Source organism: Vibrio sp. 1180_3 (assembly GCF_029478545.1).
Lineage (GTDB): Bacteria > Pseudomonadota > Gammaproteobacteria > Enterobacterales > Vibrionaceae > Vibrio > Vibrio aestuarianus.
In genome coordinates this window covers 122,697-148,622 of record NZ_SJFM01000002.1, presented here as the reverse complement: position 1 = coordinate 148,622, position 25,926 = coordinate 122,697, and the positions used below count along the sequence as shown (strand labels likewise).

The 25,926-nt window shown below is 44.5% G+C and carries 24 protein-coding genes; 7 read left to right on the top strand and 17 right to left on the bottom strand.

The genetic code is table 11. From position 1 onward, the window contains the following. Window positions 1-168: 168 nt before the first annotated feature. The 6 genes from EYW48_RS02255 to kefG form a co-directional block, all read right to left on the bottom strand. Entirely contained in the window at window positions 169-1,485 is a 1,317-nt protein-coding gene (locus EYW48_RS02255) for an adenylosuccinate synthase (protein ID WP_277431820.1), read from the bottom strand. A 129-nt stretch (window positions 1,486-1,614) separates the two neighbouring features. After that, a complete protein-coding gene (locus EYW48_RS02250) occupies window positions 1,615-2,556 on the bottom strand; it encodes an isoaspartyl peptidase/L-asparaginase (RefSeq protein ID WP_274671445.1) in 942 nt (313 codons plus the stop codon). Between the two features lie 180 nt (window positions 2,557-2,736). Then, window positions 2,737-3,354: a peptidylprolyl isomerase gene (gene slyD, locus EYW48_RS02245; protein WP_277431819.1), complete on the bottom strand. Its 618-nt coding sequence runs from the start codon at window positions 3,352-3,354 to the stop codon at window positions 2,737-2,739. Window positions 3,355-3,449: 95 nt separating this feature from the next. Next, window positions 3,450-3,650, bottom strand: a complete 201-nt coding sequence (locus tag EYW48_RS02240; RefSeq protein ID WP_053309534.1) for a YheV family putative zinc ribbon protein — start codon at window positions 3,648-3,650, stop codon at window positions 3,450-3,452. 30 nt (window positions 3,651-3,680) lie between these two features. Continuing rightward, window positions 3,681-5,483, bottom strand: a complete 1,803-nt coding sequence (gene kefB, locus EYW48_RS02235) for a glutathione-regulated potassium-efflux system protein KefB (RefSeq protein ID WP_176312871.1) — start codon at window positions 5,481-5,483, stop codon at window positions 3,681-3,683. Next, on the bottom strand, window positions 5,464-6,054 hold the full coding sequence (gene kefG / locus EYW48_RS02230) for a glutathione-regulated potassium-efflux system ancillary protein KefG (RefSeq protein WP_171979789.1): 591 nt from the start codon (window positions 6,052-6,054) through the stop codon (window positions 5,464-5,466). The genes kefB and kefG overlap by 20 nt, the downstream gene beginning before the upstream one ends. 132 nt (window positions 6,055-6,186) lie before the next feature. Here kefG and EYW48_RS02225 point away from each other — a divergent pair, with 132 nt between their 5' ends. From EYW48_RS02225 to crp, 6 genes are all read left to right on the top strand, one after another. After that, the gene (locus tag EYW48_RS02225; RefSeq protein ID WP_277431818.1) at window positions 6,187-8,106 is read left to right on the top strand and encodes an ABC transporter ATP-binding protein; all 1,920 of its coding nucleotides are present in this window, start codon (window positions 6,187-6,189) and stop codon (window positions 8,104-8,106) included. Window position 8,107: 1 nt separating this feature from the next. Further along, window positions 8,108-8,587, top strand: coding sequence for a TIGR02444 family protein (locus EYW48_RS02220; RefSeq protein WP_277431817.1), 480 nt, complete (start codon window positions 8,108-8,110; stop codon window positions 8,585-8,587). Between the two features lie 59 nt (window positions 8,588-8,646). Continuing rightward, complete coding sequence (locus EYW48_RS02215; RefSeq protein WP_171979786.1) at window positions 8,647-9,624, top strand: hydrolase; 978 nt, start codon at window positions 8,647-8,649, stop codon at window positions 9,622-9,624. A 69-nt stretch (window positions 9,625-9,693) separates the two neighbouring features. Further along, window positions 9,694-9,906, top strand: coding sequence for a YheU family protein (locus EYW48_RS02210; protein ID WP_053309540.1), 213 nt, complete (start codon window positions 9,694-9,696; stop codon window positions 9,904-9,906). Window positions 9,907-9,982: 76 nt separating this feature from the next. After that, on the top strand, window positions 9,983-10,852 hold the full coding sequence (locus EYW48_RS02205; protein ID WP_053309541.1) for a phosphoribulokinase: 870 nt from the start codon (window positions 9,983-9,985) through the stop codon (window positions 10,850-10,852). Window positions 10,853-11,094: 242 nt separating this feature from the next. Continuing rightward, window positions 11,095-11,727, top strand: a complete 633-nt coding sequence (gene crp / locus EYW48_RS02200; protein WP_010318741.1) for a cAMP-activated global transcriptional regulator CRP — start codon at window positions 11,095-11,097, stop codon at window positions 11,725-11,727. Between the two features lie 85 nt (window positions 11,728-11,812). On the opposite strand, the gene EYW48_RS02195 is transcribed toward crp, so the two are convergent. From EYW48_RS02195 to EYW48_RS02180, 4 genes are all read right to left on the bottom strand, one after another. Beyond that, window positions 11,813-12,607, bottom strand: a complete 795-nt coding sequence (locus EYW48_RS02195; protein WP_168786515.1) for a DUF1338 domain-containing protein — start codon at window positions 12,605-12,607, stop codon at window positions 11,813-11,815. 351 nt (window positions 12,608-12,958) lie between these two features. After that, window positions 12,959-14,416 carry a succinylglutamate-semialdehyde dehydrogenase gene (astD, locus tag EYW48_RS02190; protein ID WP_277431816.1) on the bottom strand — a complete coding sequence of 486 codons (1,458 nt, stop codon included), beginning with the start codon at window positions 14,414-14,416 and terminating at the stop codon, window positions 12,959-12,961. 29 nt (window positions 14,417-14,445) lie between these two features. Then, window positions 14,446-15,465 (bottom strand): arginine N-succinyltransferase, encoded by a 1,020-nt coding sequence (gene astA / locus EYW48_RS02185; protein ID WP_053309544.1) that lies wholly within the window; start codon window positions 15,463-15,465, stop codon window positions 14,446-14,448. 66 nt (window positions 15,466-15,531) lie between these two features. Further along, a complete protein-coding gene (locus EYW48_RS02180) occupies window positions 15,532-16,743 on the bottom strand; it encodes an aspartate aminotransferase family protein (protein WP_168520847.1) in 1,212 nt (403 codons plus the stop codon). 261 nt (window positions 16,744-17,004) lie between these two features. On the opposite strand from EYW48_RS02180, the gene EYW48_RS02175 reads away from it, so the two are divergent. Further along, window positions 17,005-17,148, top strand: a complete 144-nt coding sequence (locus EYW48_RS02175) for a hypothetical protein (RefSeq protein ID WP_172531869.1) — start codon at window positions 17,005-17,007, stop codon at window positions 17,146-17,148. Here EYW48_RS02175 and EYW48_RS02170 read toward each other — a convergent pair. From EYW48_RS02170 to EYW48_RS02140, 7 genes are all read right to left on the bottom strand, one after another. Then, window positions 17,122-17,700 carry an aminodeoxychorismate/anthranilate synthase component II gene (locus tag EYW48_RS02170; RefSeq protein ID WP_053309546.1) on the bottom strand — a complete coding sequence of 193 codons (579 nt, stop codon included), beginning with the start codon at window positions 17,698-17,700 and terminating at the stop codon, window positions 17,122-17,124. The genes EYW48_RS02175 and EYW48_RS02170 overlap by 27 nt on opposite strands. 142 nt (window positions 17,701-17,842) lie before the next feature. Next, complete coding sequence (locus EYW48_RS02165; protein ID WP_277431815.1) at window positions 17,843-20,458, bottom strand: ExeM/NucH family extracellular endonuclease; 2,616 nt, start codon at window positions 20,456-20,458, stop codon at window positions 17,843-17,845. 347 nt (window positions 20,459-20,805) lie between these two features. Beyond that, window positions 20,806-21,822: a tryptophan--tRNA ligase gene (trpS, locus tag EYW48_RS02160; RefSeq protein WP_053309557.1), complete on the bottom strand. Its 1,017-nt coding sequence runs from the start codon at window positions 21,820-21,822 to the stop codon at window positions 20,806-20,808. 138 nt (window positions 21,823-21,960) lie between these two features. After that, window positions 21,961-22,647: a phosphoglycolate phosphatase gene (locus tag EYW48_RS02155; RefSeq protein WP_277431814.1), complete on the bottom strand. Its 687-nt coding sequence runs from the start codon at window positions 22,645-22,647 to the stop codon at window positions 21,961-21,963. Between the two features lie 80 nt (window positions 22,648-22,727). Further along, the gene (gene rpe, locus EYW48_RS02150; RefSeq protein WP_053309559.1) at window positions 22,728-23,399 is read right to left on the bottom strand and encodes a ribulose-phosphate 3-epimerase; all 672 of its coding nucleotides are present in this window, start codon (window positions 23,397-23,399) and stop codon (window positions 22,728-22,730) included. Between the two features lie 113 nt (window positions 23,400-23,512). Beyond that, a complete protein-coding gene (locus tag EYW48_RS02145) occupies window positions 23,513-24,340 on the bottom strand; it encodes a Dam family site-specific DNA-(adenine-N6)-methyltransferase (protein WP_053309560.1) in 828 nt (275 codons plus the stop codon). Between the two features lie 69 nt (window positions 24,341-24,409). After that, a complete protein-coding gene (locus EYW48_RS02140) occupies window positions 24,410-25,909 on the bottom strand; it encodes an AAA family ATPase (RefSeq protein ID WP_277431813.1) in 1,500 nt (499 codons plus the stop codon). Between the last annotated feature and the right edge of the window lie 17 nt (window positions 25,910-25,926).

Below are 25,926 nucleotides of genomic sequence, written 5' to 3'. Positions count from 1 at the left end.
GTTATAGGGCGGGGCTTGATAACTTTATCGGCGATAACGGCAAACTCTTTAGACAAAATTTGCCGTTAGTCGGCAATTTTCTGCCATATCGAGTTCAAAATATCATCATTACCGACATAAAAAAACCGACTTTAAAAGTCGGTTTTAAAAACGTTTATCTATCAACCATTAAACTAAAAATGGGTGAACTTTGATAATGGTTTCGTTACGATCAGGACCCGTTGAAATGATATCAATTGGCACACCAGTCAGTTCTTCAATACGTTTGATGTAATCAAGAGCCGCTTGAGGAAGGGCATCAATTGATTTAGCACCGAAAGTATTTTCAGACCAACCAGGCATTGTTTCGTAAATTGGCGTTACTTTTTCGTATGCATCAGCAGCCATTGGCGAAACTTCTAGTACAGAGCCATCTTCCATCTGGTAACCAGTACAGATTTTTAGCTCTTCTAGTCCATCTAGCACATCTAGCTTAGTTAGACAGAAACCAGTTACAGAGTTGATTTGAATTGCACGACGCATAGCGACAGCATCAAACCAACCAGTACGACGTAGACGACCAGTAGTTGCACCAAACTCGTGACCAACCGTACCTAGATGCTTACCAACTGGGTCTTGCTTATCTAGACCATCGTATAGTTCTGTTGGGAATGGACCAGCACCAACACGTGTGCAGTATGCTTTTGCAATACCTAGGATATAACCTAGGTGACGAGGACCAAAACCAGAACCTGCAGCAACACCACCAGCCGTCGTGTTCGAAGACGTTACGTACGGGTAAGTACCATGGTCGATATCAAGAAGTGTACCTTGCGCACCTTCAAACATGATCTTGTCGCCGCGCTTACGAGCAGCGTCTAGTTCGTCAGTAACGTCGATAACCATCGAAGTCAGTAGATCAGCATAACCTTTAGCTTGCTCAAGTACTTCTTCGTAGCTTACTGCTTCTGCCTTGTAGTAATTAACTAGTGCGAAGTTGTGGTATTCCATAACTTCTTTTAGTTTTTCAGCGAATGCAGCCATGTCGAATAGGTCACCAACGCGCAGACCGCGACGAGCAACTTTATCTTCATAAGCAGGGCCGATACCACGACCAGTCGTACCAATTGCTTTTTTACCACGAGCGGTTTCACGCGCTTGGTCAAGTGCGATGTGGTAAGGAAGAATTAGAGGACAAGCTTCAGAAATGAAAAGACGTTCGCGGACTGGAATACCACGCTCTTCTAAAGGCTTCATTTCTTTGATTAGTGCATCTGGAGAAAGAACAACACCGTTACCGATGATGCATTTCACTTTATTGCGAAGGATGCCGGATGGAATTAAATGAAGAACGGTTTTTTCACCGTCGATTACAAGAGTGTGACCCGCATTATGGCCGCCTTGATAGCGAACAACATATTTTGCATCTTCAGTTAAAAGGTCTACGATTTTACCTTTACCTTCGTCACCCCATTGGGTGCCTAGAACGACTACGTTATTTCCCATCTTTCCAAGTCTGATTGCTAGTTAAAAAAGGATTCTAGCACCGAATCACTTTCCTTGCAGTCATTTTTTAAGCATAAAAATGTCATAAAAAATGACTTTATAAATCATTCAGTTATTTAGGCATCTAACTTATTCATCTGAATAGATTTTTACGGTTAATTCACCATTGACATCAATACAAGCTCGGTACATTCCTGAACTGTTCATTGCAAAATGGATATCACCTTGCCCATCGATAGCGATCAAACCACCCTCGCCTCCCATCGTTTTTAACTCGCCTTGGATGATGGTTTCACACGCGGTATGAACGTCTTCTTTTAAATAACGCATCCTCGCTGCCACATCACCGGCAACCATTTTACGGATAAAGTATTCTCCCATGCCAGTGGTTGAAACTGCCACATTGCCATTTTCAGCCATTGTTCCGGCACCGATGATAGGGGAATCACCAACGCGGCCAAATTTCTTATTAGTAATACCCCCCGTACTTGTCGCTGCAGCGAGGTTACCTTGCTTATCTAAAGCGACGGCTCCTACTGTGCCAAATTTTTTGTCGTCAGGGTATTTAGATTCCGACAGTGCAAATTGATCATTGTCTTTCATCGCGACCAATTGTTCATAGCGCCGCTCGGTAAAAAAGTAGTCTTGTTCGATATATTGATAACCATTGGCAAAGGCAAACTCTTCCGCCCCATCACCAATTAAAAATACGTGTTCACTTGCTTTCATCACATCACGAGCCAACTCTATAGGGTTTTTGATATGACGAATACCAGCAACCGCCCCCGCATCCATATGTTGACCGTGCATCACTGAAGCATCCATTTCAACCATCTCTTTATTGGTTAAAACGGCACCTTTACCCGCATTAAACAGCGGTGAGTCTTCAAGCACTTTCACTGCTTCAACCGTCGCATCCAGTGCATCACCACCTTCAGCTAACACTCGATACCCAGCACGAACAGAAGCTTCAAGCGTTGCTAAAATCTCGCATTTTAATGATTCACTCATTTGTTCACGAAGTATTGTTCCAGCGCCACCGTGGATAGCGATAGCAAAAGGTTGTGACATGATAATTCCTTTTCTGATGGTAAGCGTTCTAACACGAAACTGAGTATCAATATAGACAAGCTATAGATGAAAAAAAAGCGCTAATCGCTAACACGATTAACGCCTTACATTCAAAAAATATTAACTAGAGCATATTTACGCTTTCTCAACGAAAGTAGTGCGATGTAAACCGATCAAATATTAGTGTGAACCGCAACCACCGCCACCACAGCAGCCTTCTTTTTTCTCACCGTGGTTGTGACCATGGCCTTCGCCGCCACAACAACCACCTTCATGGTCATGATCGTGGTCATGATCGTGGTCATGGTCGTGTCCACCACAGCAACCGCCTTCTTCTTGATGAAGGTGACCATGTTCAACTTCCTCTTCTGTTGCTGCGCGCATCGCAACCACTTCAACATCAAAGGTTAGAGTTTGGCCAGCCAGCATGTGATTACCGTCAACCACTACTTCATCGCCATCAACTTCTGTTACTTCAACAGGGATCGGACCTTGGTCGGTATCGGCAAGGAAACGCATGCCAACTTCAATTTGCTCAACACCTTGGAATACTTCAGCAGGCACACGTTGAACTAAGTCATCGTTGTGCTCACCGTATGCATCTTCAGGAGCGATAGTTGCCGTGAATTTATCGCCGACTACTTTGCCTTCCAATTGGTTTTCAAGACCTGTGATCAGGTTGTTGTGACCATGAAGGTAGTCAAGCGGTGCCTCAACAGTAGATTGGTCAACAACAATACCGTCTTCAAGTTTGACTTGGTAGGCAAGGCTTACAACTACGTTCTTTTCAATTTTCATAACAGCTCCAAGGATTTTGGTTCCTAGGTTGTATGACTTAACCTAAGAATACGTTCAGTATGACGGTATTATGGGGATCTATTACAGAAACTCAATTATTCTGGTTTAAAAATACCAATCATCTCTTGCTTGGCATGTTCACTTTTTTCTACAGACTTGGGTTTGCGCTGCTCGTGATAGTCACATTCAACACATTCCACCAACTCTATATTGTTATCTACCCACCAGCGAAGTGTGTCTTGCGACTGGCATTTTGGGCAACTAGCCCCAGCGATGAAGCGTTTTTTCTGTTTCACGTTAAATCCTACGACTTATAATACTTTGAGTTATTGTTCCCAATAATGGCGAGACTGCCGGTCATTATCCATTTCTCGACCGAAAATTTCTTCCAGTTCTTTACGCGCTTCTTTGGCCCGTAATGCAAGTTGTTTATCTTCATTATGTTGCGGTAATAGATCTTTGAGCATAGCGCTATCAAGTTTTCGAAAATGCGCTTCCGCACGCTTGGCTTGATAAGGATGCATACCTAAATCAATCAAAGCTTGTCGCCCTAAATCCAGTGCGCCCAAGAAGGTTTCGCGAGAATATTTGTCCACACCATGGCTGAGCAGTTGATAGGCTTCCACTCGGCTGCGAGCCCTCGCCAATATTTTTAACTTGGGAAAATGTTGTTGGCACAGCTCGACGATTTTCACCACTTCATCAGGCGCATCAGTACAAATAACTATCGCTTCGGCTTCATCTGCACCAGCTGCACGTAACAGCTCGAGCTGAGTTGCATCACCGTAAAACACCTTATAACCGTATTTTCGCAGCAACTTTATTTGGCTCGCATCGCTTTCTAACACGGTAATTTTGATTTTGTTGGCATACATTAAACGCCCAACTATTTGCCCAAAACGTCCAAAACCAGCGATGATGACACGAGGCTCTTTATTCACCACATCAGATGTCATCTCCACCTCACTGGTCGTATTGAGTTTTCTTGCAAACCAACGTTTTTGTGCGCTCAGTAATAAAGGCGTCGTCACCATAGACAAACTCACTACGACCAATAAAAATGCAGACTGATCTGACTGCAACAAGCCTTCAGCACTTGCCGCCGTAAAAATAACAAAAGCAAACTCACCACCTTGGCTAAGAATCGCCGCCATTTTACTGCGCGCTTTAGCTCGAGTTCCCGACAAACGCGCCAACAGATACAAAATCAATCCTTTAGCTGTAACCAACCCCACTACCGCAAGTAGAATTTTAACGGGTTCAAGCGCCAACAACCCTAGATTGACCGCCATACCAACAGCAATAAAGAACAACCCAAGCAGCAAGCCTTTAAATGGCTCAATCGCAATTTCCAGTTCATGACGAAACTCACTTTCAGCGAGCAGCACACCCGCAAGGAAAGTACCTAACGCCATTGAAAGCCCTAATTGCTGCATCAACAGCGCAATACCAATTACCAGCAATAGCGCAGCAACAGTGAATAGCTCTCGTACACCACTGGCAACAATGTATCGAAATAAAGGACTGAGCAGAAAATGGCCGCCAACCAGCAAACCAGCAATACCGCCAAACATCCACGCCACATCAAGCCAACTGCCAGCACCATTACCGGCAAGTACAGGTAACAACGCTAGCATCGGGATTACGGCAATATCTTGGAATAACAGTACTGCAAAACCAGATTGCCCGGTTTCGCTGCGCGCGAGGCCTTGTTCATCAATCACCCGCAATGCAATAGCGGTAGAAGAGAGTGCCAACCCCATACCGATCACTAAACTGCTTTGCCATCCCACATCAAATGCATACGCGATACAAGCAATGAACAAAGTGCTAACCACAACCTGCGCCCCACCAAGCCCTAGAATTGGCCCGCGCATTTGCCATAATTTTTTAGGATTCAGCTCTAAGCCAATAAGAAACAGCAGTAGCACTACGCCAAATTCAGCGAAGTGCAAAATCGCCTCCACATCATTGATTAGCCCAAGGCCCCACGGCCCAATGGCGACACCGGCTAACAAATAGCCCAATACGGAACCTAGCCCTGCTCTTTGAGCGATAGGAACGGCAACAACGGCTGCTGTGAGAAATACCACACTGCTTTGTAAAAAATCACTGGTGAGTGCTGCCATCCAACTCTCCTTGTGTGCTTAAAGGGTTTAGCAACCAGTTACGGTACTCTTGTGCATGTTGATAGCGCTCTGTATCACTCACATTACGAGCCCAGTAAAGCACCAGCGGCTCCATCCAATTCATGCAGCATAACGCTGCGGTTAACTCGAAGGGTTGCAGAATCTGGTCAAGTGGATATTTGTTGTACCCTTTCTCATCAAACGCATCTTGTTTACCGCCAGTGGTAATGACACTGCGCCAATATTTACCATGCAGTGCTGTCTTGTTGCCGAAAGCAAATCCTTTGGTTAAGACACGGTCAAACCATTCCTTTAATAAAGCAGGACACGAATACATATAAAGAGGATGCTGAAAGACAATTACGTCATGGCCAAGCAACCGTTGCTGCTCAGCTGTGACATCAATAAAAAAATCTGGATACGTTGCATACAAATCATGCACGGTAACGTGTTGCAATGAAGAGATACCATGCAGCATGGTTTGGTTGGCGATCGAATTGAGCGGCTCAGGGTGTGCGTAAATCACCAAGACTTTGGGTGTTGAGTGGCAAGAGGGTATTGTCTCAGTCATTCCTTTGCTGTGCCCCGATAGTTATCAACATGTTACTAAGCATCATAACGCAATTTGCATAATGATCGACATTTATCCTTATCACCCTTACTATTCCACGCGATAACATTTCGATATGAAAAATAGATTTTTATGATTACCTTCTCTGATATTCAATTACTACGCGGCGGAAAACCGTTGCTTGAGCAAGCTTCGGCTACTATTCATCCCGGTGATAAAGTTGGCTTGGTCGGAAAAAATGGCTGTGGTAAGTCCACATTATTTGCCCTGCTTAAAGATGAGCTATCGATTGATGCAGGCTCATTCAGTAAACCTGCTTATTGGGAACTGGCATGGGTCGCGCAGGAAACGCCGGCTCTTGAGCGTAATGCCATTGAATATGTGATCGATGGTGATCGTGAATATCGCGCGCTAGAAAAACAACTCATCGAAGCAGAGCTGGCGGATAAAGGCACTTTAGTCGCCGAATTACACGGCAAAATTGAAACCATTGGCGGCTATAGCATTCGTGCCCGCGCCTCTGAATTACTTGATGGTCTCGGTTTTAGCCAAGAGCAAATGGGCTGGGATTTAACCCAATTTTCCGGTGGCTGGCGTATGCGTCTAAACTTAGCGCAAGCGCTATTGTGCCGCTCTGATTTACTGCTACTCGACGAACCAACCAACCACTTAGATTTAGACGCTGTAATGTGGCTAGAACGCTGGTTACAAAGCTACCCAGGCACATTAGTTTTGATTTCCCACGACCGAGACTTTTTGGATCCTATCGTAGGGCGCATTATCCATATCGAAAATCAAACCATGAACGAATACACCGGTAACTATTCATCGTTTGAAAATCAGCGTGCGCAGAAATTGATCTTGCAACAAGCCATGTTCCAAAAGCAGCAAAAGCAAATGGCGCATATGCAAAGCTATATTGATCGCTTCCGTTATAAAGCCTCGAAAGCTCGTCAAGCGCAAAGTCGTATTAAAGCATTAGAGCGAATGGAAAAAGTGCTACCTGCACAGTTTGATAACCCATTCAGTTTCGAATTTCGAGAACCGTCAGCCCTACCAAACCCAATTATGATGATGGATGAGGTTTATGCTGGTTATGGGGATAATTTAATTCTTGAGAAAATTCGCCTCAACCTAGTACCTGGCAGTCGCATCGGGCTACTTGGGCGCAATGGTGCTGGTAAATCAACCCTGATCAAATTGCTGTCAGGGGAGCTAAAACCACAAGGTGGCGATCTCACCTATTCGCAAGGGGTAAAAATAGGCTACTTTGCTCAGCATCAACTGGAAACCCTGCATCCACAAGAAACACCGTTGCAGCATATGATGCAAATTGCGCCAGACAAAAATGAATTGGAGTTGCGTAACTACCTCGGCAGTTTTGGCTTTCAAGGTGATAAAGCACTGGAAAAAGTTGCGCCTTTCTCTGGTGGTGAAAAAGCGCGCTTGGTTTTAGCGTTGATCGTATGGCAAAAGCCTAATCTATTACTGCTTGATGAACCAACCAACCACCTAGATTTAGATATGCGCCAAGCGTTGACTTTTGCCCTGCAAACTTTTGAAGGAGCCATGGTTATCGTCAGCCATGATCGCTACTTACTGCGCGCCACAACCGATGATTTGTACCTAGTACATGATCGCCAAGTTGCACCTTTTGATGGTGACTTATCAGACTACTACAAATGGTTAACCGAGCAGCAAAAAGCAGAGCGAAGAGAAGCACAATCTCAGCAGCCCGCCAAAGATAGCAGCAATAGCGCCGCAGCGAAGAAAGATCAAAAACGCCGTGAAGCGGAATTTCGTAAACAAACCGCGCCAATTCGCAAAAAACTGACACAACTTGAAGACAAAATGGATAAGTTGAACGCTTCGCTGGCACAAGCTGAAGAACAATTATCCGACACTTCACTGTATGAAGCTGAAAATAAGGCTAAACTTACAGAAGTTCTCGCCCTTCAAGCGAGCAGTAAGTCGGCACTTGAAGAGGTCGAAATGGAATGGATGGCAGAACAAGAAACCCTTGAACAGCTAGAACAGGAATTCAGTAGTTAACATGAGTAAAGAGCACGTACGAATATCTCTCACATTAGAGCGCCTGTGGCAATTCAGTTTGCAATATTACAGTGTGCGCGAAGTGAAAGAGGCGTGCTTAAACTTGCAGAATAACTACCACGGTAATGTAAACTTGTTGCTTCTTTTGAAATGGCTCGATGAGCAACAAGTTTCTTTCGCTGAGCACCATTGGCAAACCGTACAAGACTGCCTTAGCCGATCAGAAACCTTGCTTCATAGCTACCGAGACTTACGTCGCCGGCTGAAAACTAACCTACCAGACACCCTATATCGTGAAGCACTGCAATTCGAATTACAGCTCGAAAAACAGCAGCAGTCTGATTTAGTCGACTGCATCAACGCATTACCATTAGCAAATAATACTGGCCAACCTCTCACACAGCGCTACTGCCGCTTATTGGCTGCTGAACATCTGTATCGTGCATTCGCTGAACCGGTACCACAATCTGGAAAAGCATAACCCAGCGAATTATTTGTTTCGTGTATACTCTTTTTTATCCTACATAAACCTCATTGCCTATGACTCAATTTATCGCGGCCACTGGGCTTAAAAATCCTCATTTACAAACGCTCATACCACGCTTATTGCGTAAAAAAGCACGTTTTGAACCGTTGTGGCAAACCTTGCCTACCGATGATGGTGATTTTCTTGACTTGGCGTGGAGCGAAGATAGGCATTCAGAGCAAAGTAAAAACAAACCTTTATTCGTTCTGTTTCATGGGCTAGAAGGAAGCTTTTATAGCCCTTACGCTAACGGGTTAATGCATGCATTCGCCGAAAGTGGTTGGTTGTCAGTAATGATGCATTTTCGCGGCTGCAGCGGTAAACCCAATCACCTTGCGCGGGCTTATCATTCCGGCGAAATAGAAGATGCGCGTTTTGTTTTGCAATATTTGCGCGAACAACATGTAGGGCGACCTATCGTCGCTGTAGGTATTTCGCTTGGTGGTAACATGCTGGCCAATTATCTGGCTGAATATCACGAAGACCCTATTGTCGATGCCGCAACAATCGTTTCAGCACCGCTTGATCTCGCCGCCTGTTCACAACGCATTGAGCAGGGATTTTCAAAAGTCTACCGTGACTATTTACTCTCCTCGCTAAAAAGTAACGCGCTGAAAAAACATCACCTTTTACAAGATGCACTTAACCTCTCTTCTTGTCAGATCAGTAGCATTAAGAAGCTGTATCAATTCGATGATTTAATCACAGCCCCCTTGCATGGTTTTAAAGATGCTCATGACTATTATCAACAATGTTCTGGACTACATAAACTCAAGCAGATCCATGTACCCTTACAAATTATTCACGCTAAAGACGACCCATTCATGACCGATGCTGTGATTCCAAAATTCGTTTTACCGGAAAATATCGACTATCGCTTATTTAACCAAGGTGGACATGTCGGCTTTATTTCAGGCAGTGCATTGAAACCAACTTTTTGGCTGGAACAAGCCTTACCTGCCTATTATGAAAGCCTGTGTAAACCATCATGAAATAGCTGCCATCACAATGCTATTTAGGGTATAACTGCCAACCTTCAACATGACAGTTAAGAGGTCGTCATGATTATTCCTTGGCAACAAATTGCTCCTGATACACTCGATAATCTCATTCAAGAATTTGTCTTACGTGAAGGAACAGATTACGGTGAACAAGAGATATCTTTGCAACAAAAAATCGAACAAGTGAAGCAGCAGTTAGCAAGTGGTGAAGTTGCCATCGTCTATTCTGAATTGCACGAAAGTGTCGATATTCAAGTGCGTAAATCGTTTTAGCGCACCGCAATCTAGTCTTTCCGTGCTATATTGCGACAATAAATAACAAGTACGTTACATAAAGACAGGGTTTGTCATGTCAGCAAAACATCCGATTATAGCCGTCACGGGCTCATCCGGTGCCGGTACTACCACAACCTCTGAAGCATTTCGCAAAATGTTCAATATGATGAGCATTAAACCTGCTTGGGTTGAAGGCGACAGCTTCCACCGTTTCACACGTCCAGAAATGGACGTAGAGATCCGTAAAGCACGAGAGCAAGGCAAACACATCAGTTATTTTGGTCCCCAAGCTAATGACTTTGGCGCACTGGAAGAGTTTTTTCGCCAATACGGCAAACTAGGAACAGGGCAAGTTCGTCGTTACCTGCATTCATTTGATGAAGCCGTTCCCTATAACCAAATGCCAGGAACGTTTACTCCATGGCAAGATTTGCCAGAAAATTCTGATGTTATGTTCTACGAAGGGTTACATGGTGGTGTGGTCGATGGTGATGTCAACGTGGCTCAACATGTCGATTTTTTGATTGGCATGGTGCCGATTGTTAACCTAGAGTGGATCCAAAAATACGTACGTGATACGCGCGATCGTGGTCATTCACGCGAAGCTGTAATGGACTCGATTGTTCGCTCGATGGACGACTACCTCAATTACATTACCCCACAGTTTTCTCGCACCCATATTAACTTCCAGCGCGTGCCCACAGTCGATACCTCAAACCCGCTCAACGCAAAGGGTATCCCCAGTTTGGATGAAAGCTTCGTGGTGATAAGGCTACGTGGCATTAAGAATGTCGATTTCCCCTATTTACTGGCCATGATTGATGGTTCATTTATGTCGCGCCATAACACCATCGTTGTTCCTGGTGGCAAGATGAGTTTTGCCATGGAGCTGATTGTTCGCCCTATCCTGCAACAATTAATTGAAACCGGGAAAATTGGATAATATTTTTGCACTTTTTACGGTTACTTTTCATACCGTGATCATGTGCACATTTTTGCTTAAATTATCGTGTAGTCGACACGATTAAAATCAAGAAATCGTTTCCGAAAAAGGATACTATTCTTAACCGAAACACAAGTTAGCTTGCAGCACTTGTAAAGTGCTCTTATCCTAGTAAGTCAATTTAAAGGCTTAGCTAAAATATGGAAAGCAGCAAGCGTACCCTGCAGAGGAAGTGAGATATTATGGTTCTAGGTAAACCTCAAACCGACCCAACACTAGAGTGGTTTCTTTCACACTGTCATATTCATAAGTACCCATCAAAGAGCACGCTGATCCACGCGGGCGAGAAAGCTGAAACGTTGTACTACATCGTTAAAGGTTCTGTTGCGGTTCTTATTAAAGACGAAGAAGGTAAGGAGATGATCCTTTCTTACCTAAACCAAGGTGACTTTATCGGTGAACTTGGTCTATTCGAAGAAGACCAAGAACGTACCGCTTGGGTTCGTGCTAAATCTCCTTGTGAAGTGGCAGAAATTTCATTTAAGAAATTCCGTCAACTTATCCAGGTGAATCCAGATATTCTAATGCGCCTATCTGCTCAGATTTCACGTCGTTTACAAGTGACTAGTCAAAAAGTAGGTGACCTTGCGTTCCTTGACGTAACGGGCCGTATTGCTCAAACGCTACTAAACCTAGCGAAACAACCTGACGCAATGACTCACCCAGATGGCATGCAAATCAAGATCACCCGTCAAGAAATCGGTCAAATCGTTGGCTGTTCTCGTGAAACAGTTGGTCGTATCTTGAAAATGCTAGAAGAGCAGAACCTAATTTCTGCACACGGTAAAACTATCGTGGTATACGGAACTCGTTAATTTCAACAGAAATTGAGAGACTGAATCGATAAAGCCACCTTGGGAAACTCAGGTGGCTTTTTGTTGGCAAAGGCTCAGCACAATTTTATTGCATATCAGTGCTTTCAAAAATCTTGTCAGCTGAAGCGGCAACAAACCCGCTATATAACTCACCGTTTGCCATTGGATAGCGTTTGGCAAACTCGTAAAAACCGCCCGGAATCATCTCAACACCATCACTAAATTGCACCGGTACTTTATCTGCCATAGTGGAAGATTGTTCTAGTAGCACCTCTGGCGTGCCTTTCACTTCTCCGCCATTTTCATTAATGACAAAGCCGGCTTGGCGAAGGTGATCATTCACCGCTTTGACTTCATTAAACGCATTCAACTGGTTAACACTAACGGTAAAATGATTGGCCCCATAGCCATGAGCTGCCAACCATGCGGCGTATTCACTTTCCTGAGCCAAAGTGAGGTAATCGCTATGGGCTATCTGCCATAATCGACCACTATACAAAAAGTCGCTACTGGTGAGTTTGTCGCTATCTACTTGCTCTACCAGTTTGGCTACAATCGCTTGCAACTCAGGTGAGCACTCTGCCACTTTTAGCTCACTAATGAAAACCTTAGGTTGCGTTGGATCAGGATGTTCATAGTGCTTCGCGACTAACTTCTTACTTTCAAATTGATAATCACCACACGCTGTATAACCTAATGCTAAAAAAGGCTTAGCCAGTGTTTCAATCCCCAGGGGAGCAACATTAAAGGTTCGTAAAGCGATATGATCATTGATCAAAGCTTCATCTTCTTGAAGCAATTGATGAACTTTGTCAGCCGAAGGACAAAGACGTTGAATATAGTCATTCCATAGCGATTGAAATAAAACGGTTGGCGTCATAACGCCTCCTTGTCAGCAATGTGTCTAGCAAGCGATATACCTTGAGTATGTATAAAGCCTTAGTTTCAGTATGAGGTCATTGGATAAATATTGCCGCTTAATATTTATTGAAACGATTCAGAAAATACATCCAGCGGCAATTCAACCTGTGACGTTAAGTTGTGTATTGATCCAGGTTTCAGGATCTATACCCAAACCACTTGAAGTGGCAGGTAGGTGGCAAGTGAGTAAATCCCCATGAGCATAGATAAACTATGTAATTGGGGTGAACAAACGTAGCCAACACCGCTGCAACTTCAAGTAGAAAGGGGATAAGCCTCTTCTATGAGAGGCTTTTTATTATTCCGTAGGTTATAGCTCAACCCCAGGGCTGAGAGTGGCAGGTAATTCTGTTGCCTGCCCTTCCATTGAAGCCATAGGGTATGCACAGTAATCAGCCGCGTAATAAGCACTCGGGCGCAAGTTACCCGATGCCCCCGGCCCACCAAATGGTGCATCACCACTCGCACCAGTTAATTGGCGATTACGGTTTACGATACCAGCGCGGATATGATCAACAAAATAATCCCACTCGGCATCATCAGTTGATACTAAACCTGCAGACAAACCAAAACGGGTAGCATTGGCCAACTCAACCGCTTGCTCTAAAGTCTGATAGCGCACCACTTGTAATAACGGGCCAAAGTATTCTTCGTCAGGCAACTCACTAATAGCGGTTACGTCAATGATTCCTGGCGTAACAAATGCCGCTTGCAGCGGTTTGGCTTCCACCAAACTATAACCACCTAAAAATTGCAAATTAGCCTGCGCATTGAGAATAAATTGCGCGGCAGCTTGCGAGATTTGTGGCCCCATAAATGGCGCTGGATCGGCAAATGGTTGATCAATTCGTAGCTTTTTGGTTGCGGTGATCAATTTACTTAATAGCACATCACCTTTTTCACCGACAGGAACGTACAGGCGACGCGCGCAAGTGCAGCGCTGCCCTGCGCTAATGAAAGCCGATTGAATGATGGTATATACCGCTGCATCTAAGTCACCATACTGCTCGGAGATCACCATCGGGTTGTTCCCTCCCATTTCAAGCGCTAGCATTTTGCCAGGTTGCCCGGCAAACTGACGATGCAGTAAATGCCCAGTGTTAGCACTGCCAGTAAATAGCAAACCATCAATACCTTTTGACTCGGCCAGAGCGATGCCTGTTTCTTTCGCCCCTTGTACAAGGTTGAGCACACCTGCTGGTAACCCTGCATCTTGCCACAGTTTCATGGCAAATTCGCCCGTCCACGGGGTTTGCTCAGAAGGCTTAAACACCACGGTATTACCCGCCAAAAGAGCCGGAACAATATGACCATTCGGTAAATGTGCTGGGAAATTATAGGGACCAAATACCGCCATTACACCAAGTGGACGGTGACGCAGTACAATTTGGTTTCCCGCTGCCTCACGCGCACTTTCACCCGTACGATCATGATAAGCACGGATCGAAATAGCGATTTTACCGGCCATCGCCGCCGCTTCAGTACGAGTTTCCCAAATGGGTTTACCGGTTTCTTTGGCGATGATCTGTGCGATTTCTTCACTGTGTTCTTTTACTTTCTCAGCAAAGGCCAACACGTATTGCTCACGTTCAGCAAAGGGGCGCTTTTTCCATTCAACAAAGGCACTTCTTGCTGCACTCACCGCGTCTTCTACTTGCGCAGGCGTTGCGCTATCGCCTTGCCAAATCGTTTGGTCATTATAGGGGCTGAGCGATACCATTGGCTCACCTTGGCCAGCTAACCACTCACCTGCAATCCACTGAGTCATATTTCTATCCTTACATCAAAAAGCCTGGCTTACTGCGCCAAAATTCGAACTAAATCGCCACTCTCTACTAAAAGCGCTTTTGCTACTTCAGGAGAGATAATCACCGTTTCGGTTTCACGGTTATAAGCCCCTTTCGCTGCGGTAGCGCGAAAATCTTCAAATGAGGTATTACACACCAAATAATCTTGCGAACTAGAATGCTCTGCCACTTCGACCTTGGCGCGCATGGAATGACGTACCGACTCAACATTACGTAAGTCACACTCAACGGTTGGGCCGGCATCAAAAATGTCGACATAATTGCGGCAAGTAAACCCTTCACGTTCCAATAGCTTAAGCGCAGGGCGCGTGTTGTCATGCACTTGGCCGATGACGGCTTGCGCTTCTTTGCTCAGCAAGTTGACGTAAATAGGCAGCTTGGGCATCAGATCCGCGATAAACCCTTTCTTACCAATCCCTGTGAGGTAATCGGCCATCGTGAAATCTATTGAAAAGAAATGCTCTTGCAACCATTGCCAAAACGGAGAGTTACCTTCGGCATCGGAAACACCACGCATCTCCGCAAAAATGGTTTTTGAGAATCGATGAGGATGTTCGGCCATCATCAGAAAGCGGCATTTCGACATTAAGCGGCCATTAAGCCCTTGACGAAAATCAGGACGCAGAAAGAGCGTACAAATCTCACTACAACCGGTGTAGTTATTGCCAAATGTCAGCAGTTTTACCGTATTGTTCACCTTCAATTTAGGCGATGAATGAACAATCGTGCTGATATGATAAGAGTAGAAAGGCACATCCCAACCAATAGAAGCTTCAATACCCGTGGTACCAGCAACCTCTCCAGTTTCAGAATCAAACCCCACCATTAAATAACCTTCGTCTCCAGGCTCGGATACGTTGGGTTTAGTAAAGCTGTATTCAGAATGGGTAATACGATTGGTTAAAAGTTCTTCATTAACCGGTAGAGATGTGAATCCGTGACCTGATTCGACAGCGCAAGTGTGCAGCGCGTCATAGTCCGACATTGCGATAGGGCGAACAACTAGCATCAATACTTCCCTCCAGATGCTTGAAGTAGCCCAAGGCTTCCTACCTTGGGCTGCTAGGCTTTTTCACTACATGAGTGATGCAATAGCTTTATCGAGTTTTGCTAAGCCTTCTTCTATTTCTTGTTTTGTAATCACTAATGATGGCGTCATACGCACCACATTGGTTCCAGCAACCAACACCATCAAACCTTGTTTACCTGCCGCAACCAAAATGTCACGGGCACGGCCTTGCCACTCTTCATTCAGCGCAGCGCCAAGTAATAAACCTTTACCACGAACTTCACTGAAGATTTGGTACTTAGCATTAATTTCTGCTAACCCTTGACGAAATAGTGCTTCGCGCTCTTTTACACCCGCTAACGTTTCTGGCTGACTAACGAAATTAACGACCGCTTCAGCGACGGCGCAAGCTAATGGGTTACCGCCATAAGTTGAACCATGAGTCCCGACTTTTAGATGAGCAGCCAATTCATTGGTGGTGAGCATAGCGCCAATAGGAAAACCACCACCGAGTGATTTTGCAGTACTTAAAATATCAGGAGTAATGCCTAAACCTTGGTATGCGTAGAAATCTCCCGTACGACCATTACCGGTCTGTACCTCATCAAAGATAAGTAGAGCATTGTGTTTGTCACACAACTCACGCACCGCTTGAACAAACTCTGGCGTTGGCGACACAATGCCACCCTCACCTTGCAATGGCTCCATCATGACAGCACAAGTACGGTCTGACATATGGGCTTGTAGTGCCTCAATATCGTTATAAGCTAGGTGGGTCACATCGCCAGGCTTTGGACCAAATCCATCAGAATAAGCCGCTTGACCACCGACAGTAACGGTAAAGAAAGTACGTCCGTGGAAACCTTGTTTAAAGGCGATGATTTCTGATTTCTGCTCACCATGAACGTCTGCAGCCCAACGACGAGCAAGCTTCAAAGCCGCCTCATTCGCTTCTGCACCAGAATTGGCAAAAAACACCTTTTCCGCAAAGCAGACTTCAGTTAATTTTTTCGCGAGACGCAACGCGGGTTCGTTAGTCATTACGTTGCTGAGATGCCACAACTTGTTCGCTTGCTCAGTTAAGGCACCAACCATCACTGGGTGACAATGGCCTAAACAACTCACGGCAATACCACCAGCAAAATCGATGTATTCATTACCTTGCTGATCCCATACTCGAGAGCCTTGTCCCTTTACTGGGATCATTTCCATTGGGTTATAGCAAGGTACCATTACCTCATCAAATAAGCCGCGCTCTACATTCATTTCCACTGTCATTGCACATTCCCTCTCGATACCGCATGCCTAGCAGATTGCGATCTTTCCACAAAAACCTTGTGTGGAAGATATTGTTTTGCTTTTTAGCTAATGCAGCATTGTATTTACAAATTATTAACCATTTCAATAGTGGATTATTCTTTTATCACAACAATTTTGCCGATAATCCTCACTACGTATGATTATTTATGCATTAAGTAGACTCTTTTATGAAGTACTTTTTTACAAATAGTGAGAATAAATACAGACAAGGCTTGAAGCATGGCGCTTAAAGTAAATTCGATAGGATATATGGCGAATAATTTTGCAAGCCTCACAGCCAACAAAAAAGATGAAGAAAATGTTAAGAAAGGTGATCGCAGTCAGGTTGAGAGAGGACTAACGACGCAAAAAATTAGCCAGTAATTGATGTCCCTGTTCGGTTTTGATTGATTCGGGATGAAATTGTACCGCATCGATGGCTAAGGTTTTATGTTGGTAGCCCATAATTTCGTCCATGCTCCCGTTGTCTAATTCGGTCCATGCAGTCAGCTCAAAGCAATCAGGAAGCGAGTCGGACTTTACCACTAAAGAATGGTAACGAGTCACCGTCAAAGGATTATTGAGGCCATGAAATACGCTATTCCCTGTGTGACGAATAGCTGAGGTTTTACCATGCATCACTTTTCTGGCGCGAACGATCTGCCCCCCAAACACCTGCGCAATGGCTTGATGACCAAGACACACTCCTAAAATGGGTAACTTGCCAGCAAAGTGTTGTATCGCTTGCAAAGAGATACCGGCTTCATTCGGTGTACAAGGCCCGGGGGAGATAACTAGATGAGTAGGATTAAGTGCTTCAATACCTGCAATATCAATTTCATCATTGCGTACTACCTCTACTTCAACGCCCAATTCACAGAAGTATTGATACAAGTTGTAGGTAAACGAATCGTAGTTATCGATGATAAGTAGCATGGTAGGATCAGCACACTCAAAGTTGGAAATCACTAGGGGCAGTATTGTGCAATACCACCAACGAAAGGCAAGTATTAAGTCGGTAAAGGGGAAAAATTAAGGCCAGCAAATGCCAGCCTTACTATTTACAAGTTTTAGCTCATCACTTACGACGTCGCCATGCACCGAAGCCAAGCAAGGACATCAGTACACCTAAGCCTAATGAACCACCGTAGATATTCAGTTCGAGAACGGCTGGATCATGATCTGATGCACGGAAGTGATCACTGTATTTAGGTAAGTCACCTTTGAACTCATCGTTGTAATCAAACAGTGTTGATTCACCGCCATTGATGTGCCAATCGGTAACGTCTACCACTTTACCTTTCAGGCTTTTACTTACCAATAAGTGATCCAGTGCGCCAACTTCATCATTAAATGAATAACTCCAACTGTCTGGATGTTTCATCGCAACAGCATTGATGTAATCGTAGCTCTTGGTGATCACGGCACCGTCATCACCAAACTGCGCAACACCAGCAATGTAAGTATTACGAGCGGCTTTGATCTCTTTGCCATATTTCTCTGGACTGTAATCGGTCAGAACCAACATAGGGTCTTCCATGTCGTAAGAGTTCATATCACCCAAAATGACTTTATGCCCGTTGATTTTCTCAAGTGCTTCACCAAGTGCAACCGCTGCCGCGACACGGAAGTTTTCACACGCACCTTGGAAGTCTGCATCGTTGCCACCTTGTCCGCCTTGTTCAAGCGGTGCTGCATCTTCCCAACATTTAGAGCCTTTTGATTTCAAGTGGTTAACAGCAACAGTGATTTTCTCATGACCCCCTTTCACTTTGAAAGTTGGTGCAAGCGTATCGCGTTGGTAGTTTTTACCATCTTCAAGCACTTTCCCTTTATCATCCAACACTTGTGGCGCTTGTTGGCTAGGCATTGGGATAACTCGGCTCTGCTGCAGTTTCACGACTTTCTCACGGTATATCACGCCAGTAGTGATCACATCCGTACCAATAGAATCAAGCTCATCGGTCACCCCATCATTATTTGAGTCAACCGCGACAAAAGTGTAGCGCTTCTTCTTATCCGCAATGCGTTGGTTTAATTGCTCAACCAACTGGCGAATCGCAGCACCTTCACCAAAACCGTTATTTTCAATTTCCATCAAACCGACGATATCAGCATCGAGACGCAAAATAGCATTGACGATTTTCTCTTGTTGAATCTCAAACTCAGCTAGATTATTCGCACCACGATTATCGCCGTGTAAATTCGTATCACCACCAAATGGCGAATTGAAATAGTTAAGCACGTTGAATGTTGCGATACGGAGATCACCTTCATCCATATCAGGCTTATCTGTGCGTGGGTCATTACGTACGAAGTTATCTTGATTGATTTGGTTGGTGACCAACAGGCGATATTCGTTGTAACTGTATGACAACACACCTTCTAAGCCGACAATGGTGTCATCAATGCGAATGTAATCTTCTGTTGAGCCATTTTGATCAATATCACTACGACCAAACTCTGAATAGTATGGGATTTTTCCATCTGCTGCTTTTTGGTCTGATTCAACAAACAGGCGACGTTGAGCATTTTCGATACTTTGTTGTTTAGCTTGCTCTGAACCGGCAGCAAACAGTTGGTTTGGCTGCATGTTAATGCGCCCTTGAGCTAACACCATATTGTTACGACGACCAGCATAGTCATAGCCAAATGTACGCGTCACGCGCATATCTAACGCTCGATCCGTTTTGACTAACATCCCCTCATAGCGCTCTAAAGTTTGCTCAAAATTAGCGTCACTTGGCAGAATTTCTATTGCGGTCGCTTGAGGAGCGGCTTGTTGATCTTGCTTTACCCATTGATTATTTTCAGCTTTAAGCTGAGTAAGGTTGTAGTACTCTTGCACTTTACCTTTGACACACACCACATCGCCCGGCTTTAAATCTGAGCTTGATTGGTTGGTGTGCACAAATAGGCCTTCCGAAGTATTCGCGTTGTAGTCATCGTCTAGCGCTTGTAGGTAGAAGCCCTTGGTTAAACCTGTCGTTATCGCACTGACCACGCCTTTCACAAAGTAGTCTTGCTCTGTAATGTATGGATAACCATTGATGAAAGGCGACGCTGCCCCTTCACCTTGGATTTCTTGGATAGTAGTAAATACGGGGTCTGCACCGTCTTGCGTACAGGCAAATGCTGCCGGTGGTTCAACCGCATTTAATGCGCCTAAACCGTCGATATTATCTTTAGCCAGTGATGTCCATTGAGAAGTTTGATAAGTAGAAGAAGGCATCAGGCTATCAGCATTACGAACGAGGGTTTTATCTTTACCCCAATCAACATCGCCCATTTCACCCAACATGTCGTGCACACTACCATCGGTATTAAGCAGTGCTACAGGGTCATCTCCGTTGAAATTAACTACCGTACCGTTATTTTCATCGCTCACTGTTTGAATAGCGCTGCTGGCACTTTCATGTGAAATCACTAATACATAATTAGCGGCAATGACTCGGCCAGTCAGTGGCAATTGTGTATCCCAACTACCACCGCCATTACTCGACTTAGCCAGAATGTAATTATCTAAGCTCACCGCTACATCACCAGTATTGGCTATCTCAATCGCTTTATTGAAGCTTCCACCCTCAACATATTGAGAAATAATGATTTCTGCATGAGCAGAAGCGACGAAAGTTGACCCTATTGCCAACGCTAGCAAAGTACGGCTCAAGGGGGCTGTACGTTTCAATTCCATTGTTCACCTCTTTATTCCCTGCCATGTAACCAAAGTATTAAGCAAGGTGTTTTAAATCACGTTTATAAGTTTTGATTAATAAATTTGCGCGTACAGTGTTGTTGTTTTGTATGAAATGACAAAACATTCACAATTCATATCGAGATCAAACTCTCATAGTTAGAGTAAATACTTGAACCGAACGCAAACTTTCAACAGAGAAGGTAAATAGATTTGCCTACAGAATCATTACAGATTAATTAATATAATATTTGGCTGATTTTTTAGAGGAAAAATAAGGAAAGAGAAGTTGCAACTAACAAAAAAGCCCCTAGAAAACTAGAGGCTTAAAAAGAGGTAAACTGAGTTTAAGGGCGCGTCACGAAACCTACCGCTTGGTAAGCTTTCTTCAACGTCACTGCAGCACGAGCTGATGCTTTTTCTGCGCCCGCTTTCATTACTGAATCTAGGTAAGCGCGATCTTCACGAATACGTGCGTACTCAGCTTGTACTGGTTCAAGCATCGCAACCAGAGCTTCACCCACATCTTTCTTAAATGGTCCGTACATTTCTACGCCTTGATATTGCGCTTCAATTTCAGCAAAGGTTTTACCTGTTGCCGCCGAGTACAAGCTCATTAAGTTCGAAATACCCGCTTTACTTTCGGTATCAAAAGCAATACGTGGCGGTGTTTCAGTGTCAGTCTGCGCTTTATTGATCTTCTTAATGATCGATTTTGGATCTTCAAGCAGAGTAATGACGTTCTTACGGTTATCATCCGACTTCGACATCTTCTTAGTCGCGTCTTGAAGGCTCATTACGCGTGCATTCACTTGTGGAATGTATGGCTCAGGAATGGTAAAGATTGGGTTTTCTGGGCTGTAGATATTATTAAAGCGTGTCGCGATATCGCGTGCCAGCTCAAGGTGTTGCTTTTGGTCACTGCCTACTGGCACTTGATGCGCTCCGTACAGCAGAATATCTGCTGCCATCAGCACTGGATAACCAAATAGCCCCGCATTCACATCATTCGCGTAACGTGCTGATTTGTCTTTAAACTGAGTCATACGGCTCAGTTCACCCATTTGCGTGTAACAGTTAAGAAGCCAACCCAATTGAGCATGCTCTGGTACATGTGACTGAACAAATAGCGTGCTCTTCTTAGGGTCAACACCAACAGCAAGACAAATTGATAATGCGTCTAAGGTTGCTTCATGCAATGCTTTCGGGTCTTGACGAACCGTAACAGCATGCAGGTCAACCACGCAATATTGGCAATCATAGTCATCTTGCATCTGTTGCCATTGACGTAGAGCACCCAAGTAGTTACCGATACTTAGTTCACCAGACGGTTGAACACCACTCAATACAATGGGTTTGCTCATGGGATGATTTCCTTGTTACTTAAAATGAGATAGGACTGAAAAAGTCTGTTAAAAAACCGCGCCAATTCAATCAAAGAATTGCGCGGTTATTGCAGTGTACTCATTGACGAGTATTTTACTAGCGTCTTGTGCTAACTTTTATGCAGAAACTGGTACTAAATCGAGCAACTGATCAATACAATCAGCGACATAATCCGGCTTTGAGTCAGAAATAGGCTCACCGTGGTTGTAACCGTAAGTTAAACCAAACGAGAAACAACCTGCATTTTTCGCCGCCAAGATATCGTTTTTAGAATCACCCACCATCAGCATATCGCTTGCAGTCATTTGGTGTTTATTCAACAACCAGTTAAGCGCCATTGGGTCGGGTTTTTTGATTGGGAAGGTGTCACCACCAATCACATCGGCAAAAAAATCGGCTATACCATGCTGCGCCAGTACATCAGGGACAAATTTCGACGGTTTATTGGTCACCAAAGCCAGTGTGAAACCAGCTTTGTGTAACGCTGCTAAGGTCTCTTTCACCTGTGGATACAAATGGCTAAGCTTGTGACCCGTTTGTTCATAGAAATCATCAAAGCGCTCACGAGCGGTCGCTTTAACTTTGTCGCTCAATTCTGGATCGATGGTTAAGCTTTGGCTTAATGAACGAGCAATCAGCACATCTGCGCCATTGCCAACGTAGTCACGAACTTGTAGCTCAGACACCGCCGGGTAACCTAACGATTGCACCGCTTGGTCAGCAGCAACGGCTAAATCTGGCACGCTATCAAGCAGTGTGCCGTCTAAATCAAAGGCAATTAATTTTATTGAGCTTAAAGACATCTTTATTTCCGAAAATAGGTCAAGGGCAGTAATAGATAAGGGGCATCAAGCCCCTTTGAATATGGTTATTATTGTGTAATTTAACCTGCGTTAGCTAGCTCTGCACGCATCTTATCAATCACGGCTTTGTAATCAGGCTCACCGAAAATGGCTGAACCCGCCACAAACATATCAGCCCCCGCTTCAGCGATTTCTTTGATGTTGTCTACCTTCACGCCACCATCGATTTCAAGGCGAATATCTCGGCCAGACTGTTCAATCAATTGACGAACCGCGCGCAGTTTATCCAACGTATGTGGAATGAACGATTGACCACCAAAGCCAGGGTTAACCGACATCAGCAAAATCATGTCCACTTTATCCATGATAAATTCGAGATGAGAAAGCGGTGTTGCAGGGTTTAATACCACACCCGCTTTACAGCCGTGTTCTTTAATCAATTGTAAAGTGCGATCGACATGATCAGACGCTTCAACGTGGAAAGTAATCATCGAAGCGCCCGCTTTCGCGAAATCAGGGATGATGCGATCAACCGGTTTTACCATTAAATGCACATCAATCGGTGCGGTAATGCCGTAGTCACGCAGTGCTTTACAAATTGGCGCACCAAATGTCAGGTTAGGCACGTAGTGGTTATCCATAACATCAAAGTGAACTACGTCAGCCCCAGCTGCGAGCACTTTTTCAACGTCTTCACCAAGACGCGCAAAATCTGCAGAGAGAATAGATGGGGCAATAAGGAAATCTTTCATACCTGACCTCTTAGGCTAGTGAGAGCAAAATGCGTGATGAGCAAAATTCGCCCGCAATTCTACCTAAGCTGACGGGGAGATCCTAGCTTGATGGATGATTTAGGATGTAAATGTTAGTCGTGGCTATCATTTGCATTAAATAATGCCAACAGTTCATCCACTTTATTACGCCCAGCCCCATTACGGCTAATGGTACGTTTGACTTTGACCACGTTAAGCTCAGCGCCGTGATACAAACGACGAGTTAGCTTGGTGTCATGGTTAGAAATGAGTACTGGCACACCACGTACTGCGGCTTTTTCTGCAACATCAGCCAATGCGGCTTGATCGTCTAATGAAAATCCATTACCAGCATAAGAGGTAAAGTTGGCGGTGCTAGAAAGCGGAGCATACGGAGGATCACAATACACCACACACCCCTTACGAGTTCGGCGAAAAGTCTCTTCGTACCCTTCACAAATAAAGGTGGCTTTTTTGGCTTTTTCTGCAAAAAACTCCAATTCTGCTTCTGGGAAATAGGGTTTTTTGTAAGAACCAAATGGGACATTAAACCCGCCTTTTTTGTTATAACGGCATAGGCCATTAAAACCAAAGCGGTTCATGTATAAAAATGCCAAAGATCGATATAGCACATCATCGCTCTGATTAAACTCTTTACGTACATCGAGGTAGGCTTCTTTGCGATTATTTTCAGCCGTAAACCAACGTTTCGATTCAGTAATATAAAGCTCAGGCTGCTCTTTGAGAAGATTATACAAGTTGATCAGATCTGGGTTGATATCAGCCAACAAATACTGTTCGAAATCGGTGTTGAGGAAGATAGAACCCGCGCCGACAAATGGCTCGACCAATTTACGAGCAGGCGGCAGGTGACGTTGAATATCTTCTACTAGGCCATATTTACCACCAGCCCATTTAAGAAAGGCACGCTGCTTCTTCATTTACTGCTCTATCTTTCAACCACAAAATAAGGCTGCGGAATGTAACATATTTTTGCGCCAAGCTCAGCGTTATTTCGCACGTTCAATCTCTCGGTGTACCTGACTTAGCGATTTAGCCCAAGGACCTACCGATTGCAGCGCCTTAGGTAACGTAGCCACCGCATCACGAGCAAACTGGATCGTTGGGTAGTTATCGTAAGTAATGATGTACCATTCCACGTCATTACGTAATGTTGGGTAAATGCGTATATTTTCTTTCAATTGGTACTGGTCAATAAACTTCTGCGCCTCTTCTAATGAATTGACAGCCGCTAATTGCAAAGTATAACTGCGAGGAGAAAACGCTTTTAGTTCGTCTCTTGCAAAAGAAAATGTAATCTTAACTGGAGCAACATTTTGTGTAATCTGTTCTGAAGGTGTTGTGTTCTCTTGTTCATTTTGACGCTGCGCATCGGCAAGCGCATTATCGATAACCGAGGTATCAACCTTAGTTTGATTACCTTCAAGTAAAGCATCGACAACATCCGATTCAATCACTACACGTTGTTGATCTTCTTCTGTCACACCAACACTTGCGATACTGTCCATTACATCTGGTGGTAATGCACTTGAATCATCGATTGCGCCAACATAACTAGGATCAGTAGGTGTATCTGAACTGCCCGAGGCTGTCTCTGCCGGCTCTGTCGCGATCTTATTGTCCGTATCGGTTGCAGCAATGGCTAAGGTTGGGATCACCGTTTGTTCAACGTTACTGGCGGTTTGCAACGCTTCGTCCCCCGGAGTCGGTTGATTCAATAGCCACCAATAACCACCGCCAATCACAAGTAATAGCAACACAACCAAGGCGGCAATTTTGGCTGGAGAGCCAATAATAGAGCGGATAATAATCCTTCTTTCCATTTTCTGTTCTCCTAATGCCATAATTTCCCCCGGTACTCGTTTTACTTTCTTGTAAGCATTACGAATACGACGTTCCATATTGTCTTCAACGTAGCGCATGACCAAATTTTCGAATAGGCGATCCGCTTCTTCATTGGTCAGCGGTTCAATTTCAAGCTCGACAGGTTTTTGCTCTTGCCCATAGCTCAGACGCGTTAAAAGTGCATCAAGGCTATTAGCTTGTGCAAATAAGACCACGTTAATCGTCCATAGTGGATTAGATTGTGCTTCTAACACTAACATCCACAATTCAGAAATAAGCGCTTCCGACAATAAATGAGCATCGTCGACAACAATCACCACATCACAGCCGCCACCATCCAGTAGATGAGTCAGGCTCTCAGCAAGTGAATCATGAGGATTAAATAAGGGACCGGAGACGATCTGAGTGAGAATGGTCGCGCGACGCTGCTGTTCATCTTGATTAGGATGGCACGATAACAGTGATTGGTTTTTATCTTCCGCCCACGCTTCAAGATATCGCTGAGCAAGCCATGATTTACCATAGCCTTGGCCACCACCAACCGTAATAACATTAGAACCAAAATTAGTTAAAAGCTGCAAACGTTCTAGCAGCTCTACTTGAGAATCTAATTCTAATACTCGTAACTCATGCGCCAAACTCATTAGGCCATCCTACTGAC